Origin of the sequence: Ruminococcus sp. Marseille-P6503 (genome assembly GCF_900604945.1) — a bacterium.
Lineage (GTDB): Bacteria > Bacillota > Clostridia > Oscillospirales > Ruminococcaceae > FB2012.
Window position 1 is genome coordinate 273,489 of the sequence record NZ_UWPB01000002.1, and the last position, 12,823, is coordinate 286,311.

The following is a 12,823-nucleotide window of genomic DNA, read 5'->3' on the forward strand; positions in this document are numbered from 1 at the left end:
ATTTTATTTCAAACCGGCTCCGCATTTTGTGAATTATAACGACAAAAATCCGCAGAATGCAAAAACATATGCATTCTGCGGGAATATAAGCTCAAAAGCGTCGATTTAATAGTTCATATCTATTACCGCGTCGCCTGTATGTATATTAAAGGCAATGCTGTAGCCGTGGTTGTCCTCGGTATATACATAGTAGTACCTGTAATTCGCGTCGGCCTGTCTGAATTCATAGGACGCTATGGTTCCGCTTATCTGAGGCGTGATAGCCGCGATTATAGAGCCGTCGTCCGTTGGGACCGCGGCAGACGACGTATCGGCTTGCGAAGAAGCTCCGGAGGAAATATCGTAAGAACTGTCATCGGCGGAGGAGTCACCAGCGGAGGAGGTATCTGAAACGGAAGAGGTATCATCAGAAGCGCTTGAAAAATCGGCTACCGAAGAATCGGATACAGACGAATCCTCGTCTGAAGATACCGCATTGTCCGAATCGTCCCCGGTATTTGAAGCGTCGCCGGAAGGATCTGCCGGCTGCGCCTCAGACGACGGTTCAACGGCCGACTGACTTTCTGACTGCTGTATTGACGGATTATCGTCCTGAACGTCGTTCTGGCTCTGAGAGGAATTTGCGTTGACAACAATATCGTCAAGATCCGTTGAGGAATCGTCCTTTCCGGAGAAGCCGAATATCTTATAGCCTACGATAACAGCCACTATAACTATAATAAGTATGCCGACCGCAATAACGGCGGCGATCATTAGGGTTTTCTTCCTAGGGTCTATCTCTCCGTCGTAATCGCTGTATTCGTCCTCGTCCTCATATTCTTCCTCATATTCCTCATCGTAATAATCTTCCGGCTCGTCCTGATCATATCCGTCATAGATAACGTTCTGTCCGCCCGCGGCAGACGTGCCGCCGCCTAACTGATCGTTCACCTGAGCCGCAGAAAAAATTCTTGTTCTGTCGTCGTCCTGCTGAAGCTGCTGCTTGTTAAAAACTATGGTGCTTTCCTGATCAGCGTCAGCGACGCCCGCACCCGAGTTTTCAGTATCGTCGTCAATCAAAAGAGAATGACAGTATTTGCAGAGAATAGCTTCCTCAGAAATCTCCGCATGACAATGAGGACATTTTTTTGTTTTCATGACAAACAATCCTTTCTTTCATCTGTAAATACATTAATTATCAATAATAATAGCATATAATCTGAAAAAAAGCAATGGATATCATTTAATTTTCACCAAACATTTTTATTTTTCACCTTATATCGGAGACAAGCCGTCATTAGGCGATACAAATCCGCCTTAATACAATATTAATTTGTGCAAAATGCAGAAAGTCAATTTCAGACTTGACTTTTTATTAAAAAAAGTATATAATTATAAAGCTGTCTTATCGCAGAGGTTTAATGATTTGAAAAAATCAAAATAGCTTTAGTCAGGAACGGGGCGTAACTCAGTTTGGTAGAGTGCTTGGTTTGGGACCAAGATGCCGCAGGTTCAAGTCCTGTCGCCCCGACCATATTAAGGGACAAACTTTAATACAAAAACAGCCTTCCGATTTGGAGGGCTGTTTTTGTATCTATGCCCGGAAAGCCTGATAGTATGGGCCTTTCCGGGCTTTTTCTGTTTTCTGTGAGTTTGGCAACACAGCTCACCAGCGGGCCTAACCTTGGTATGGCAGCTTGGTAGGCGCTTGGAAGCTCATTTTTGCACCCCCCCTCCGGCCTATACAAATAAGGAAATGTGTAAACGCTAAAAAGTGCCCGCCACCAGCCAGCGCCTCATATCCCATATAGAACAATTTAGCGGGAACCTTTGCGGCTCCCGCTTTCTTTATTTTATGCCCGCTCGAAAGGCTCTCCGCAATCCCCGCAGATTACATTGACCTCCCGTGTTGCCCGGATGATGGTGCCGCAGCAGGGGCAGACATATTTGATACTGCAATTCTTAGATTTTTTGCTCCCGCCTTTAGTAGTGCCTTCCACCGGTAAGCGGCTGGCGTTGATTTTATCCTCGCCCAAGGTTTCTCTAATCCATGCCTCCGCCTCCGGGGCCAACGTCGTTACCGTCCATCCGTATTTGTCGTGCTTCTCAATGTGCAACCCATGGGCCTCGGCGGTGGCTTTGAATTTCAGGTTGTGGTAATAGCCGTTGTTGCTTACGTCTTGGATGCCATGAACCAGATTATAGAGGTGCGCCATTTCATGTAAGAGCGTAGCGGCCAGCTCGAAAATAGGTCAGTCAAGATACTCAGCGCAAAGATTGATTTCCCGGTATTTCTCACCGCTGGCGTTCCAGATTTCATTGATACTACACCAGCCGTAAGCCCCACGCCCTCCGTCCGGGGATACGGTGATTGCCGGGCGAGTCAATTCATTATCATAAAAATGCTCGTTGAACAGGTCGAACATTTCCTCGGTTTTCTTTACGATTTCAGATATTTGCAGCATGATTGCGTCCTCCTCAAAGATATGTTTTATTTCTGTGAGTGACAGCTTACACACCACCGGTCAAAAAGCAAGCTCAAAAACCATAAAACATATCTTTTCTTTTAATTGAGGACGAAAAAGCCCCGCCGAAGCGGAGCTACTTTCTTTACTCACTATCACGGTTGACTTGGTAATAATATCCATGTCCCCGTTTCTCGTCGTCAAAGGTAAACTCGCAGATTTCATTAAACATAGAGCCGTCATGGTTGAGGATATAGGTCTGGTAGTCATAGGCGAAGGTTCGGCAGATTTCCGCCCGGCATGGCGCGTCATCCCCATTCTCCGTCCAGTCATAGCGGCAAAGCTCGGTCTTTTTATATTCTTCCAGCTCATCCGTGTAATAATATCTTGTAAATCCCTGTGTGGTCTGATAGCTCGCCAGCTTACGCCGGAAATAAGTCCGCGTCTGATATTCTGCGGAGTGGCATTTCTTTTCTCCATTGATTACGGAATAGCTGTAACTGCTCTCGGTTAAAGGCTTCTCAAAGGTATCACGATCTATTTCCATATAGATGCCTTTCTTCTCGCATTGCTGCCGGACATACCGTAGAAATTGTGCGAGGGTTACATTGTTACGTTCAATCTCAATCTGATAATTCGCCATGGTGTGGGCCTCCTCAAAGATATGTTTTATTTCTGTGAGTGACAGCTTACACACCACCGGTCAAAAAGCAAGCTCAAAAACCTTAAAACATATCTTTTTCTTTTATTTGAGGACGGAAAAGCCCCGCCGAAACGGGGCCTTCATGCTTTATTCTGCTGCTACGAAGCCTTGTTCTTTCAGGCTTTCAATCAGCGCCGGATTCTCCGGGCCGGTCAAGGTTCCTTCTTTGTCGATGTTATAGCTTCCTACTGCAAAAGCGTATGTCGGCGCTCGCAGGTATTCCGGTTTTGCTCCAATGAAGTCACCCACCGCCACCACCAGCTCCTTGCGGCGGATTCCGGTTACATTGTAAGCGGCCTCGATGCCTTCCGCCTCGGTTTCCTCGGTGGTAGGTTCACCGGGATTCTCTGCCTGAGGCTCGTCTATCGGCTGGTTATCTTCCGGTTCATCCACTGCTGATGCTTCTATGGCCTCTGCCGCTTCGTCCTCTGCGGGCTGCTGCATGGCAGCCTTGGCGGCGGTTTTTGCCGCCCGGCTTACTCTGGTGCGGGCCTCCGGGAATACCTCCGGCAATACACCTTCTTCATAATGGATTTCAAAGGTGATCTTCCCGTCCATGTGTACGTTGAAATGGAAATCGGTCATTTCTACCTCTTTGAGCATATCCGGCAGCTCGATGTTCTTATACCGTTTGACTTCCTCTCCGTTTACCATAAGGCAAACCGGCACCGCATCTCTCAGTTTCGCTGTGATTTTTCCTGTTTTCATTATCATTTCCACCTTTCATTTTTCTGCTTGGGCTTGTGCCTCGTGTGAGTCACAGCTTACACACCACGGGTGGAAAAGCAAGGCTTTTTTATACCTTAACAGAATTTCTTGAGATTTTCTTTGCCGCCGCAATAAATTTTTTTGTTGCAGGAGTTTGCTCGTTCTCATAAATCAATCCGTATGGCATGGTATAGGGCGTATCCAGCGGAATTGTAACCAGATTTGGGTGAATATCCTTATAAACCTCCTGGGTAATCAGAACATACGGATTTACCTCGCACAACGTAAAGGTATCGACGCCATAGTAGGAGGAATCCACGAACTGAACCGTTGGATAGCTTTCTTTGATCTCTTTTCGCAGGCTGTCAAGCTCATACGACAATCCTTCTAATGGCATCACAATATATTCCCCGTTCAAATCCGGCAGCGAAAGTCTGTCTGCCTTTGCCAGACGGTGATTTTTCGCAACCGCACAGCAAATGGGAGTCTGCTTTAATTCTAAAAACTGGCAAATTCCTTTCCAGCCCTTTGTGCAGTAGATTCCTTCCCATAAATCGTATTTTGTTCCCAGCTCCGAAAAGGAATCGCTTCGGCTCTGATGATCGGCCATCGGCAGGATTTCTATTTTCAATTCCGGGTATTCTTCACTAATCGCCGCCCATATATCCGGCAGAAGCCTGCACTTGAAAAGCAAAGAGGTGGCGATTCGCACCGTAGTTTCAGAAGTGTCTGCCAACCGCTTCGCCTTATTCAGGGAATCCTCTGATAGCTTAATGATGGTCTTTGCGTCTTCATAAAGAGATTTCCCCGCCGGAGTGAGCTTTACGCCCTGATTGGAACGGGTAAACAGCTTAAATCCGCACCGATTCTCCAAAATATTAACCTGCTGAATGACGGCAGGAGCCGAAATATAGAGGGCTTCCGCAGCCTTTCCAAAACTCCCCAAGTCGGCAACCGTTAGGAACGTGTCCAACTGATGATTATACATGAAAATCGCCTCGCAATAAGTTTTGACTTTATATAATGATAACATATCTGAACTTCCGAATCAAGAGCAGCGAGGCTATAATTAAGATAACAAAAAACAAGGAGGAACCGCAGATGGAAATGAAAGAATTACAAGACAGGGTGGAAATCCGGGAACTGACAGACGTATTCGCTAACCTGGCAAATGTGAAGGATGTGGACGGTCAAGGCAAGCTGTTTTTGGAGGACGGCGTTCTGGAATTTCAGATGGGCACCGATGGAGAAGTCAACGAAATCAAAGGCCGAAAAGCTATTGTGGAAGCCTTTCGCAATACAGTGGGCCCTGCCAAGCGGGTGTATCACATCAACGGGCAGCAGACATTGATCTCATACACAGGAGATGAGGCACAGGGCGTGTCCTACTGTGAAGCTACGCTCTCGAACGACATGGAGACCGTTACCACCAACTATGTGCGCTACAACGATCACTATGTCAAGTTAGATGGGAAATGGTATCTGAAAAAACGCCGCACTGTCTTTATCTATTCAGAAAGCCGTCCGGCACAGGTGTGAAGATTATGACCTATGAAAAACGAATAGGAGGAACCAACTATGGGGAATAAACTGATTGTATTCTTCTCCCGCGCGGGAGAGAATTATTTTGGCGGCAGTATGCGCCGTGTGGAAATTGGCAATACCAAGATTCTTGTGCAGACCTTAAAAGAGCTGACTGGCGCGGATGTGTTTGAGATTGAGCCGGTCACGCCTTACTCAGAGGATCATATGACCTGCATCGAGGAAGCAAAACGGGATTTGCAATCCAATGCCCGCCCTGCTTTGAAAACTTTCCCCGACAGTCTGGATGGCTATGACACCATCTATCTGGCCTACCCGAATTATTGGGGGACTATGCCGATGGTCGTCTGGACATTTCTGGAACACTTCGACTTTTCCGGCAAGACCATCCTTCCCATTTGTACCCACGAAGGCAGCGGTATGGGACACAGCGAAGCGGATATTCGTAAGCTCTGCCCCGATGCGAAGATGGGAAAGGGGCTGGCTGTGACGGGCAGCAAGGTAAAGGTGGCAAAGCCGGAGCTGGAACGCTGGTTGAAACGAAATCAGCAGATTTGAGAGAAAACCGTATGAAAACAAGAAAATTAGGTGAAATCACCGTATCAGAAGTCGGCATGGGCTGTATGGCGTTCTCCCACGGCTATGGAAAAATGCCATCGGAGCAGTACAGCATCGAAGCAATCCAAAATGCCTATGCGTATGGATGTACTTTCTTTGATACCGCAGAAATTTACAGCCCGAACCTTTCCGGTATCGGTCACAATGAGCGGATTGTAGGCAAGGCTCTCCATGATGTCCGGGGAAACGTAGTCATTGGAACGAAACTATTTCTAAGCAGTGCAGAGGTGCGGCGAGAAGGCTCCGTCTATGGCGCAGTCCGCAGACATCTGGAAGGTTCTTTAGACCGTTTGCAGACAGACTATACGGATATTTACTATCTGCACCGGACGTCGGGCGGCGTTCGGATTGAAGAAGTGGCCGAAACGATGGGACGGCTCGTGGAGGAAGAACTGATCCGGGGATGGGGGCTGTCCCAGGTGGATGTGATCGACCGGGCGCAGCAGGTTACTCCTCTCTCCGCTATTCAGAACATCTACTCTATGGTAGAGCGGGATATGGAGCAGGCTGTCATTCCCTACTGCATGGAGCATAACATCGGCGTGGTGCCTTTTTCCCCTATTGCCAGTGGGCTTTTATCGGGAAAGATTACGACAGATACAAAGTTTGAGCGGAATGACGATGTGCGCAACTGGGTTCCCCAGTTAAGCCGCCAGAATATTGCCGCCAATCAGCCCATTGTTGACTTGCTTGGGCGGTATGCAAAGCAGAAAGACGCGACCAGTGCGCAGATTTCCCTGGCGTGGATGCTCCATAAATACCCGAATGTGGTTCCCATTCCGGGATCAAAAAACAAGGATCGTATCGTTGAAAATCTGAACGCCGCACAGGTGGAACTGACAACAGAAGAATTTGAATCTCTGGAAGAATCCCTGAACCAGTGCAGGGTCTATGGACACCGGGGATTTACCAGATAAAAGGAGGAAGGTTAGTAATGAAAAAATTAGGCTTTGGGGCAATACGCCTGCCAATGATGAACGGAGACAGTGCGAAGATTGATATAGAACACCTTACGGAAATGGTGGATTTGTTTTTGGAGCGGGGTTTTACTTACTTCGATACTTCCTATGTCTACCACGGAGGCGAGAGCGAAAAAGTCTTAAAACAGGTATTGGTAGACCGCTATCCGCGAAGCAGCTTTACAATCACCACAAAAGCTCCTGTGTTTCTCATCGAGAGCCAGCAGCATTTTTTCCGTATTTTTGAGGAACAGCTTGACCGGCTGGGGACGGACTATGTGGATTATTACTGGCTTCATGCGGTCAACGGGGAGATGTATAAAAGAATCGAATCCCTGAAACTGGTGGATGCACTGGTTCAGCTAAAGCAGGAAGGCCGCGCCCGGCATATCGGTTTTTCCTACCACGATTCCCCGGAATTGCTGGATCAGATATTGACCGATCACCCGGAGTTGGAATACGTTCAGCTTCAGCTCAACTATTTTGATTGGGAATCTCCCTATGTGGCGGCAAAGGACTGCTATGAGGTCTGCAAAAAACACGGCAAGCTGGTGGTTGTGATGGAGCCAGTCAAGGGCGGTGCGCTGGCGAACCTTCCGGGGGAATTGGAGGATATTCTGAAAACCTGTGACCCGAACCTCTCCCCGGCATCATGGGCCATTCGTTTTGCGGCCAGCCTGGATCATGTGTTTATGATGCTGTCGGGGATGTCCAACATGGAGCAGATGCAGGATAACATTTCCTATATGGAACAGTTTCAGCCGTTCTCTGAACAGGAAAGCGAAGCTGTGAACAAGGTAGCTAAAGCGATGCGTCAGGATATGGCCTATAGCCCGGAGGATTTTGCGGAGGCGGAAACCCTCTGTCCGAAGAAGATTGGGCTTGTAAAAATCGCACAGATGCTGAACGATCACAAGAAGATGGCAGGCTTATCCAACACCTGTATCTATTATGAACCCTACCTCGGCTCTGCCGGGAAAGCCGCAGACTGCGACCAGTGCGGGAAGTGCCTGCCTGCGGCGAATGGGCAGGACGTGATTGCCATGCTGAAAGAGGCCAATGATACGATTACACATTTTTAAGAAAAGGAGAAATTACGATGAAACAGACTTATATCACTTTGAATGACGGAAACAAAATCCCCCAGTTTGGAATGGGCGTGTATATGGTACCGGACGGGGAACCGACTAAAAAGGCGGTTCTGGATGCGCTGAAATTGGGCTACCGGCATATCGACACCGCCCACGCTTATCAGAATGAGCGCAGCGTTGGCGCAGCAGTAAAGGAAAGCGGCATCCCGCGGGAGGAAATCTGGATCACCACCAAGCTGTGGCCCAGTGAATACGGCGAAGGCAAGATAATGGCAGCTATCGACAAAATGCTCGCCCGTCTGGATACGGAGTATATCGACCTGCTCCTTCTGCACCAACAGTTTAGAGATTATCTCGGCGCTTGGAAGGATATGGAGAAGGCGGTGGCGGAAGGCAAGGTAAAATCCATCGGCATCTCTAACTTTGAATCGGAGCGCCTGGAAGAGCTTTGTCAGGCGGCCAACATCAAACCCGCCGTTTTGCAGGTGGAGTGCCATCCCTATTATGCGCAGGAAAAACTGAAAGAGCGCATTGCTCCTTATGGAACGATGATTGAGAGCTGGTATCCCATCGGTCACGGTGATAAAAATCTGATCAACGAGCCGGTGTTCACCGAGCTGGGGAAAAAGTACGGAAAAACCAACGTCCAGATTATCCTGCGGTGGCATATTCAGGAAGGAAATATCATTTTCCCGAAATCCACCAACCCTGAGCATATCCGGGATAACTTTGACATCTTTGATTTTGAGCTGACTGAGGAAGAAATGGATTCTATTCGCGTACTGGATAAAGGGGTCCGATTCTTCAACATGAGCCTTGCCGAGCAGGAGGCACATTTGGGGCAGTTTGTGCCTGCGGACTAACAGATAAAAATAAAGAAATGAGGTGCTCACATGAAAAAACTAACTGTTATCGTCACAGCACTTGCGCTGCTGCTTTCCTTTACAGCTTGCAGCGCACTTGAAGGCAACCAGTCTTCTCAGGAGCAAACTTCCCAACCGGAAACGTCACTATCTTCTACACCGGATACCAGTGCAGAAGATAGTATGCAGGAACCATCGAACAATGAAACCGCACAGTTTAATCTGGAAACCGGAACTGTGCTGCTCAACAGCGGATATGAGATGCCGATCATCGGTCTTGGTACTTTTCAACTTTCGGACAGCGAATGTGAAAACTCAGTCTACCATGCCCTTCTCTATGGAGGCCGTCTGATCGACACCGCCCGTATTTACGGCAACGAGGAAGCTGTGGGACGGGCCATCCAAAGGGCGATTGACGAAGGGATCTGCACCAGAGAAGAAATTTTTGTAACCACGAAGATGTGGACAGCCGATTATGACAATGCAGATGCGGCGATTGACGCCTCCCTGGAACGCCTGGGACTTGACTATATTGACCTGATGATCTTACACCACTCCCAGCCGGAAAATGACGTGGAGGCTTATCAGGCAATGGAACGCGCGGTGGAGGATGGGAAACTGCGCTCCATTGGATTATCAAACTATTACACACCGGAGGACTTTGACCGGCTGGTGAATGCGACCACCATTACTCCCGCCCTTTTGCAGAATGAAACGCACCTTTACCACCAGAGTACCCAGATGAAAGAACACCTGGAGCAGTATGGTACGGTTCTGGAAAGCTGGTTCCCTCTCGGTGGCAGAGGACAGACACAGATTCTCTTTAACGATGAAACGGTTGTCTCCATTGCAGAGGCCCACGATAAAACCTCGGCGCAGATTATTCTCCGCTGGCACCTGCAGGCTGGAAATATTGCAATTCCGGGCTCCAGCAATCCCGACCATATCCTTGAAAATCTTTCGGTTTTCGATTTTGAGTTAAGTCAGGAAGAAATGGATCGTTTAACTGCACTTGACCGCAACGAGAGATTTGCAGACTACTGATTATGAACTGAACTGGATATATACTAAAAAAGTGGACAAGTAAGATATAATAAAAACATCAAAATAAAAGACAAGTAGGAGGAATAAAAAATGTCAGGAAAAAGCAAACCGAAGTACACAGAGGAATTCAAGCAAACAATCGTAAATTTATATCAATCAGGGAAAACCTATTCTCAGATAAGTCAGGAATACGGAATATCGCACAGCGCCTTAGCCAACTGGATAAAGAAGTATTCAGAGGTCAAAATGGACGATAACACTATTCTTACCTCCAAGCAAATCAAGGAGCTTCAGAAACGAAACGCACAGCTTGAGGAGGAAAATCTGATATTAAAAAAAGCCATTGCGATATTCACGCCTCACTCAGACAAAGATTAAAAGCCGTTAAGCTGCTTTCCGGTGAACACAAAATCACAACACTTTGCCGTGTTCTCGGTGTAAACCGAAGTACTTACTACAAATACATAAATCATCATGAAAGCAGCCGCGAAAAGGAAAACCGCCATATACGCAAATGTATTCTTGAGCTTTATACAAGAACTAAAAAGCGTTTTGGCGCTGAAAAAATGAAAATTTGTCTTCAGCGTGATTATCGCATAAACATCAGCGCCGGCAGAGCGTACCGTCTGATGAAGAGTATGAACTTACCTAAAATGAGCGCTGTTAAGCCATTTAAGCACAAAGCAAAATCGGGTTCCGATGGAGAATGCAAAAATATTTTGTCTCAAAATTTCAATCAATCTGCTCCGAACAAGGCGTGGGTATGCGACTTTACATACATAAGAGCAGCGGGAAGATCTTATTACTTATGCGTAATTCTCGATCTGTTTTCAAGGAAGGTGATTGCATACAAATTATCAAATAAAATTGATACTAAACTTGCGATAGATACCGTTAATGCGGCTGTTGCCGCAAGAGGTAAATCCATAGGTATAATATTCCACACGGACAGAGGGAGCCAATTCACATCCTCTGAATTTCGCAGACATCTGGACAATCTGAACATGATTCAGTCCTTTTCGGCAAAGGGGCATCCTTATGATAATGCTGTTATGGAATGCTTTTTCAAATACTTGAAAAAGGAAGAGGTTAACCGTAAGGCTTATTCTTCTCTTGAGGATTTAAACCTTGCTCTTTTTCAATACATTAACGGTTTTTACAATTCGGTAAGACCTCATTCTCATAATAACGGCTTGACTCCTATTCAAGCTGAATCCAATTTTTTCTGATTTTTCTTGTCCACTTTATTGACATTGGTTCAGAAATTATTTCAGTTTATCCTTTAAACGCTTTAATCATTGCGCCGCTGAGTTTCCGTGAAGACACTTTCGTTCAAGCCTGCGCGGCGTCAAGTTTCGGATAGTGGTAACGCTATTGGTCGTACTGTTCCTTTGTGATTTCTCCGTTTCTCTATTTCCCCGCTTGTTCAGCCCAAGCGCAAAGAGCTTCAATTACGGTTTTGTATAATCAAAGCGATCCGTTCTTGTTTATAAGAGCATAAAAAGCGAAAGCAGCTGTCGCTGCGTCAGGACTAAGACCTTATCTGACCGCTGCCGTTGATAAGGAATTTTGTGGTGGTAAGCTCCTTTAAGCCCATTGGACCTCTGGCGTGAAGCTTCTGGGTTGATATGCCTACCTCCGCGCCCAAGCCGAACTCCTCACCGTCGGTAAAGCGCGTGGAGCAGTTTACATATACGCAGGCGGAATCTACACGGCTCTGAAATTCCTCGGCAACGTACAGGCTTTCGGTCACTACGCATTCCGAATGACCCGTCGAATATTTCGCGATATGCTCCAGAGCGTCGGCAAGTCCGTCAACGACCCTGACCGCAAGTATATAGTCGCCGAACTCCGTGGCATAGTCGTCCTCGTCGGCAGGAGTAACGTTTTCCGCTCCAAGTATCATTCTCGTCAGCTCGCAGCCCCGTATTTCCACATTGTGCTCGTCAAGCCTTGCCTTAAGCTTAGGCAGGAAATCCTCCGCGATGTCACGGTGAACAAGACAGGTTTCCACCGCGTTGCATACCGACGGACGCTGGGTCTTGCCGTTGTCCACAATATCTACCGCCATATCAACTGAAGCCGTTGAGTCAACGTAAACGTGGCAGTTGCCCGTACCCGTTTCAATTACCGGAACAGTAGCGTTCTGCACTACCGCCTTTATAAGCTGAGCGCCGCCCCTCGGTATCAGTACGTCGATATAGCCGTTCGCCTGCATCATCTGAGTAGCTATAGCTCTGTCGGTGTTCTCCACAAGCTGAATAATGTCGGGTGAAAAACCGGCAGTCTGAACCGCCTGACGCATAAGGTCGCAAAGTATTTTGTTTGAGTTGAACGCTTCCTTGCCGCCGCGGAGGATAACCGCGTTTCCGCTTTTAAGGCACAAAGCCGCGGCGTCTACCGTAACGTTGGGCCTTGCCTCGTAAATGATCCCCACAACGCCCATAGGCACTCTTACCTTTGTTATCCTCATTCCGTTGGGACGGACCGAGCCGCTTATTATCTCGCCTATCGGGTCTTCGAGAGCAGTCAGCTTTTCACAGGCGCAGGCTATTCCCTCGATACGCTTTTCGTCCAGCCTGAGCCTGTCCTGAAGCGACGTGGTCATATTGCGGCGCACCGCGTTCTCAAGATCAAGCTTATTTGCTTCGATGATCTTCGGCATACACCTTCTCAGAATATGCGCGATCTCAAGCAGCGCGTCGTTCTTCTGTCCCGTTGAGGCGTTTGCAAGCTCGCCTTTGCAGGCTTTTGCCTTAACGCCAAGCTCTTCAATATAGTTCATATATATTACTCCTTTCAGGGTAGATTTGATTTTTACTTGATATGTATCATGTCCTTATCTAATTTT

13 protein-coding genes and 1 tRNA gene are annotated in these 12,823 nt (G+C 47.4%); 8 read left to right on the plus strand and 6 right to left on the minus strand.

The features are described from left to right. Window positions 1–105: 105 nt before the first annotated feature. Window positions 106–1,137, minus strand: a complete 1,032-nt coding sequence (locus tag EIH25_RS07315) for a zinc ribbon domain-containing protein (RefSeq protein WP_124100193.1) — start codon at window positions 1,135–1,137, stop codon at window positions 106–108. A gap of 299 nt (window positions 1,138–1,436) precedes the next feature. Between EIH25_RS07315 and EIH25_RS07320 the strand changes: the two genes are divergently transcribed. Beyond that, window positions 1,437–1,513: transfer RNA gene (locus tag EIH25_RS07320), tRNA-Pro, on the plus strand. Between the two features lie 718 nt (window positions 1,514–2,231). Here the strand turns inward: EIH25_RS07320 and EIH25_RS12605 are convergent. The 4 genes from EIH25_RS12605 to EIH25_RS07340 all read right to left on the minus strand — a co-directional run bounded on the left by EIH25_RS12605 (window position 2,232) and on the right by EIH25_RS07340 (window position 4,888). Then, window positions 2,232–2,444: a hypothetical protein gene (locus EIH25_RS12605; protein WP_243113111.1), complete on the minus strand. Its 213-nt coding sequence runs from the start codon at window positions 2,442–2,444 to the stop codon at window positions 2,232–2,234. Window positions 2,445–2,589: 145 nt separating this feature from the next. Continuing rightward, the gene (locus EIH25_RS07330) at window positions 2,590–3,087 is read right to left on the minus strand and encodes a hypothetical protein (protein ID WP_124100195.1); all 498 of its coding nucleotides are present in this window, start codon (window positions 3,085–3,087) and stop codon (window positions 2,590–2,592) included. A 147-nt stretch (window positions 3,088–3,234) separates the two neighbouring features. Then, window positions 3,235–3,855: a hypothetical protein gene (locus tag EIH25_RS07335; RefSeq protein ID WP_124100197.1), complete on the minus strand. Its 621-nt coding sequence runs from the start codon at window positions 3,853–3,855 to the stop codon at window positions 3,235–3,237. An 88-nt stretch (window positions 3,856–3,943) separates the two neighbouring features. Continuing rightward, entirely contained in the window at window positions 3,944–4,888 is a 945-nt protein-coding gene (locus EIH25_RS07340) for a LysR family transcriptional regulator (RefSeq protein WP_124100199.1), read from the minus strand. A gap of 68 nt (window positions 4,889–4,956) precedes the next feature. On the opposite strand from EIH25_RS07340, the gene EIH25_RS07345 reads away from it, so the two are divergent. From EIH25_RS07345 to EIH25_RS07375, 7 genes are all read left to right on the plus strand, one after another. Next, window positions 4,957–5,394: a nuclear transport factor 2 family protein gene (locus EIH25_RS07345; protein ID WP_164489190.1), complete on the plus strand. Its 438-nt coding sequence runs from the start codon at window positions 4,957–4,959 to the stop codon at window positions 5,392–5,394. A 39-nt stretch (window positions 5,395–5,433) separates the two neighbouring features. Beyond that, window positions 5,434–5,955: a flavodoxin gene (locus tag EIH25_RS07350; protein ID WP_124100203.1), complete on the plus strand. Its 522-nt coding sequence runs from the start codon at window positions 5,434–5,436 to the stop codon at window positions 5,953–5,955. Between the two features lie 11 nt (window positions 5,956–5,966). Continuing rightward, complete coding sequence (locus EIH25_RS07355; protein WP_124100205.1) at window positions 5,967–6,932, plus strand: aldo/keto reductase; 966 nt, start codon at window positions 5,967–5,969, stop codon at window positions 6,930–6,932. A 17-nt stretch (window positions 6,933–6,949) separates the two neighbouring features. Continuing rightward, window positions 6,950–8,056: an aldo/keto reductase gene (locus tag EIH25_RS07360; protein ID WP_124100207.1), complete on the plus strand. Its 1,107-nt coding sequence runs from the start codon at window positions 6,950–6,952 to the stop codon at window positions 8,054–8,056. 17 nt (window positions 8,057–8,073) lie between these two features. Further along, window positions 8,074–8,928, plus strand: coding sequence for an aldo/keto reductase (locus EIH25_RS07365; protein ID WP_124100209.1), 855 nt, complete (start codon window positions 8,074–8,076; stop codon window positions 8,926–8,928). A gap of 30 nt (window positions 8,929–8,958) precedes the next feature. Next, window positions 8,959–9,972, plus strand: a complete 1,014-nt coding sequence (locus tag EIH25_RS07370) for an aldo/keto reductase (protein ID WP_124100211.1) — start codon at window positions 8,959–8,961, stop codon at window positions 9,970–9,972. 90 nt (window positions 9,973–10,062) lie between these two features. Beyond that, window positions 10,063–11,201, plus strand: a protein-coding gene (locus EIH25_RS07375) for an IS3 family transposase (RefSeq protein ID WP_124100213.1) whose coding sequence is annotated in 2 segments (ribosomal slippage) — window positions 10,063–10,315 and window positions 10,315–11,201 — 1,140 coding nt in all. Because the reading frame shifts where the segments join, the coding sequence is not laid out codon by codon here. A gap of 302 nt (window positions 11,202–11,503) precedes the next feature. Here EIH25_RS07375 and EIH25_RS07380 read toward each other — a convergent pair. After that, complete coding sequence (locus EIH25_RS07380) at window positions 11,504–12,757, minus strand: glutamate-5-semialdehyde dehydrogenase (RefSeq protein ID WP_124100215.1); 1,254 nt, start codon at window positions 12,755–12,757, stop codon at window positions 11,504–11,506. Between the last annotated feature and the right edge of the window lie 66 nt (window positions 12,758–12,823).

Bases quoted from the DNA above. Each gene is read 5' to 3' on its own strand.
- EIH25_RS07315 (WP_124100193.1), bottom strand. From the start codon at position 1,137: ATGAAAACAAAAAAATGTCCTCATTGTCATGCGGAGATTTCTGAGGAA.
- EIH25_RS12605 (WP_243113111.1), bottom strand. From the start codon at position 2,444: ATGCTGCAAATATCTGAAATCGTAAAGAAAACCGAGGAAATGTTCGAC.
- EIH25_RS07330 (WP_124100195.1), bottom strand. From the start codon at position 3,087: ATGGCGAATTATCAGATTGAGATTGAACGTAACAATGTAACCCTCGCA.
- EIH25_RS07335 (WP_124100197.1), bottom strand. From the start codon at position 3,855: ATGAAAACAGGAAAAATCACAGCGAAACTGAGAGATGCGGTGCCGGTT.
- EIH25_RS07340 (WP_124100199.1), bottom strand. From the start codon at position 4,888: ATGTTATCATTATATAAAGTCAAAACTTATTGCGAGGCGATTTTCATG.
- EIH25_RS07345 (WP_164489190.1), top strand. From the start codon at position 4,957: ATGGAAATGAAAGAATTACAAGACAGGGTGGAAATCCGGGAACTGACA.
- EIH25_RS07350 (WP_124100203.1), top strand. From the start codon at position 5,434: ATGGGGAATAAACTGATTGTATTCTTCTCCCGCGCGGGAGAGAATTAT.
- EIH25_RS07355 (WP_124100205.1), top strand. From the start codon at position 5,967: ATGAAAACAAGAAAATTAGGTGAAATCACCGTATCAGAAGTCGGCATG.
- EIH25_RS07360 (WP_124100207.1), top strand. From the start codon at position 6,950: ATGAAAAAATTAGGCTTTGGGGCAATACGCCTGCCAATGATGAACGGA.
- EIH25_RS07365 (WP_124100209.1), top strand. From the start codon at position 8,074: ATGAAACAGACTTATATCACTTTGAATGACGGAAACAAAATCCCCCAG.
- EIH25_RS07370 (WP_124100211.1), top strand. From the start codon at position 8,959: ATGAAAAAACTAACTGTTATCGTCACAGCACTTGCGCTGCTGCTTTCC.
- EIH25_RS07380 (WP_124100215.1), bottom strand. From the start codon at position 12,757: ATGAACTATATTGAAGAGCTTGGCGTTAAGGCAAAAGCCTGCAAAGGC.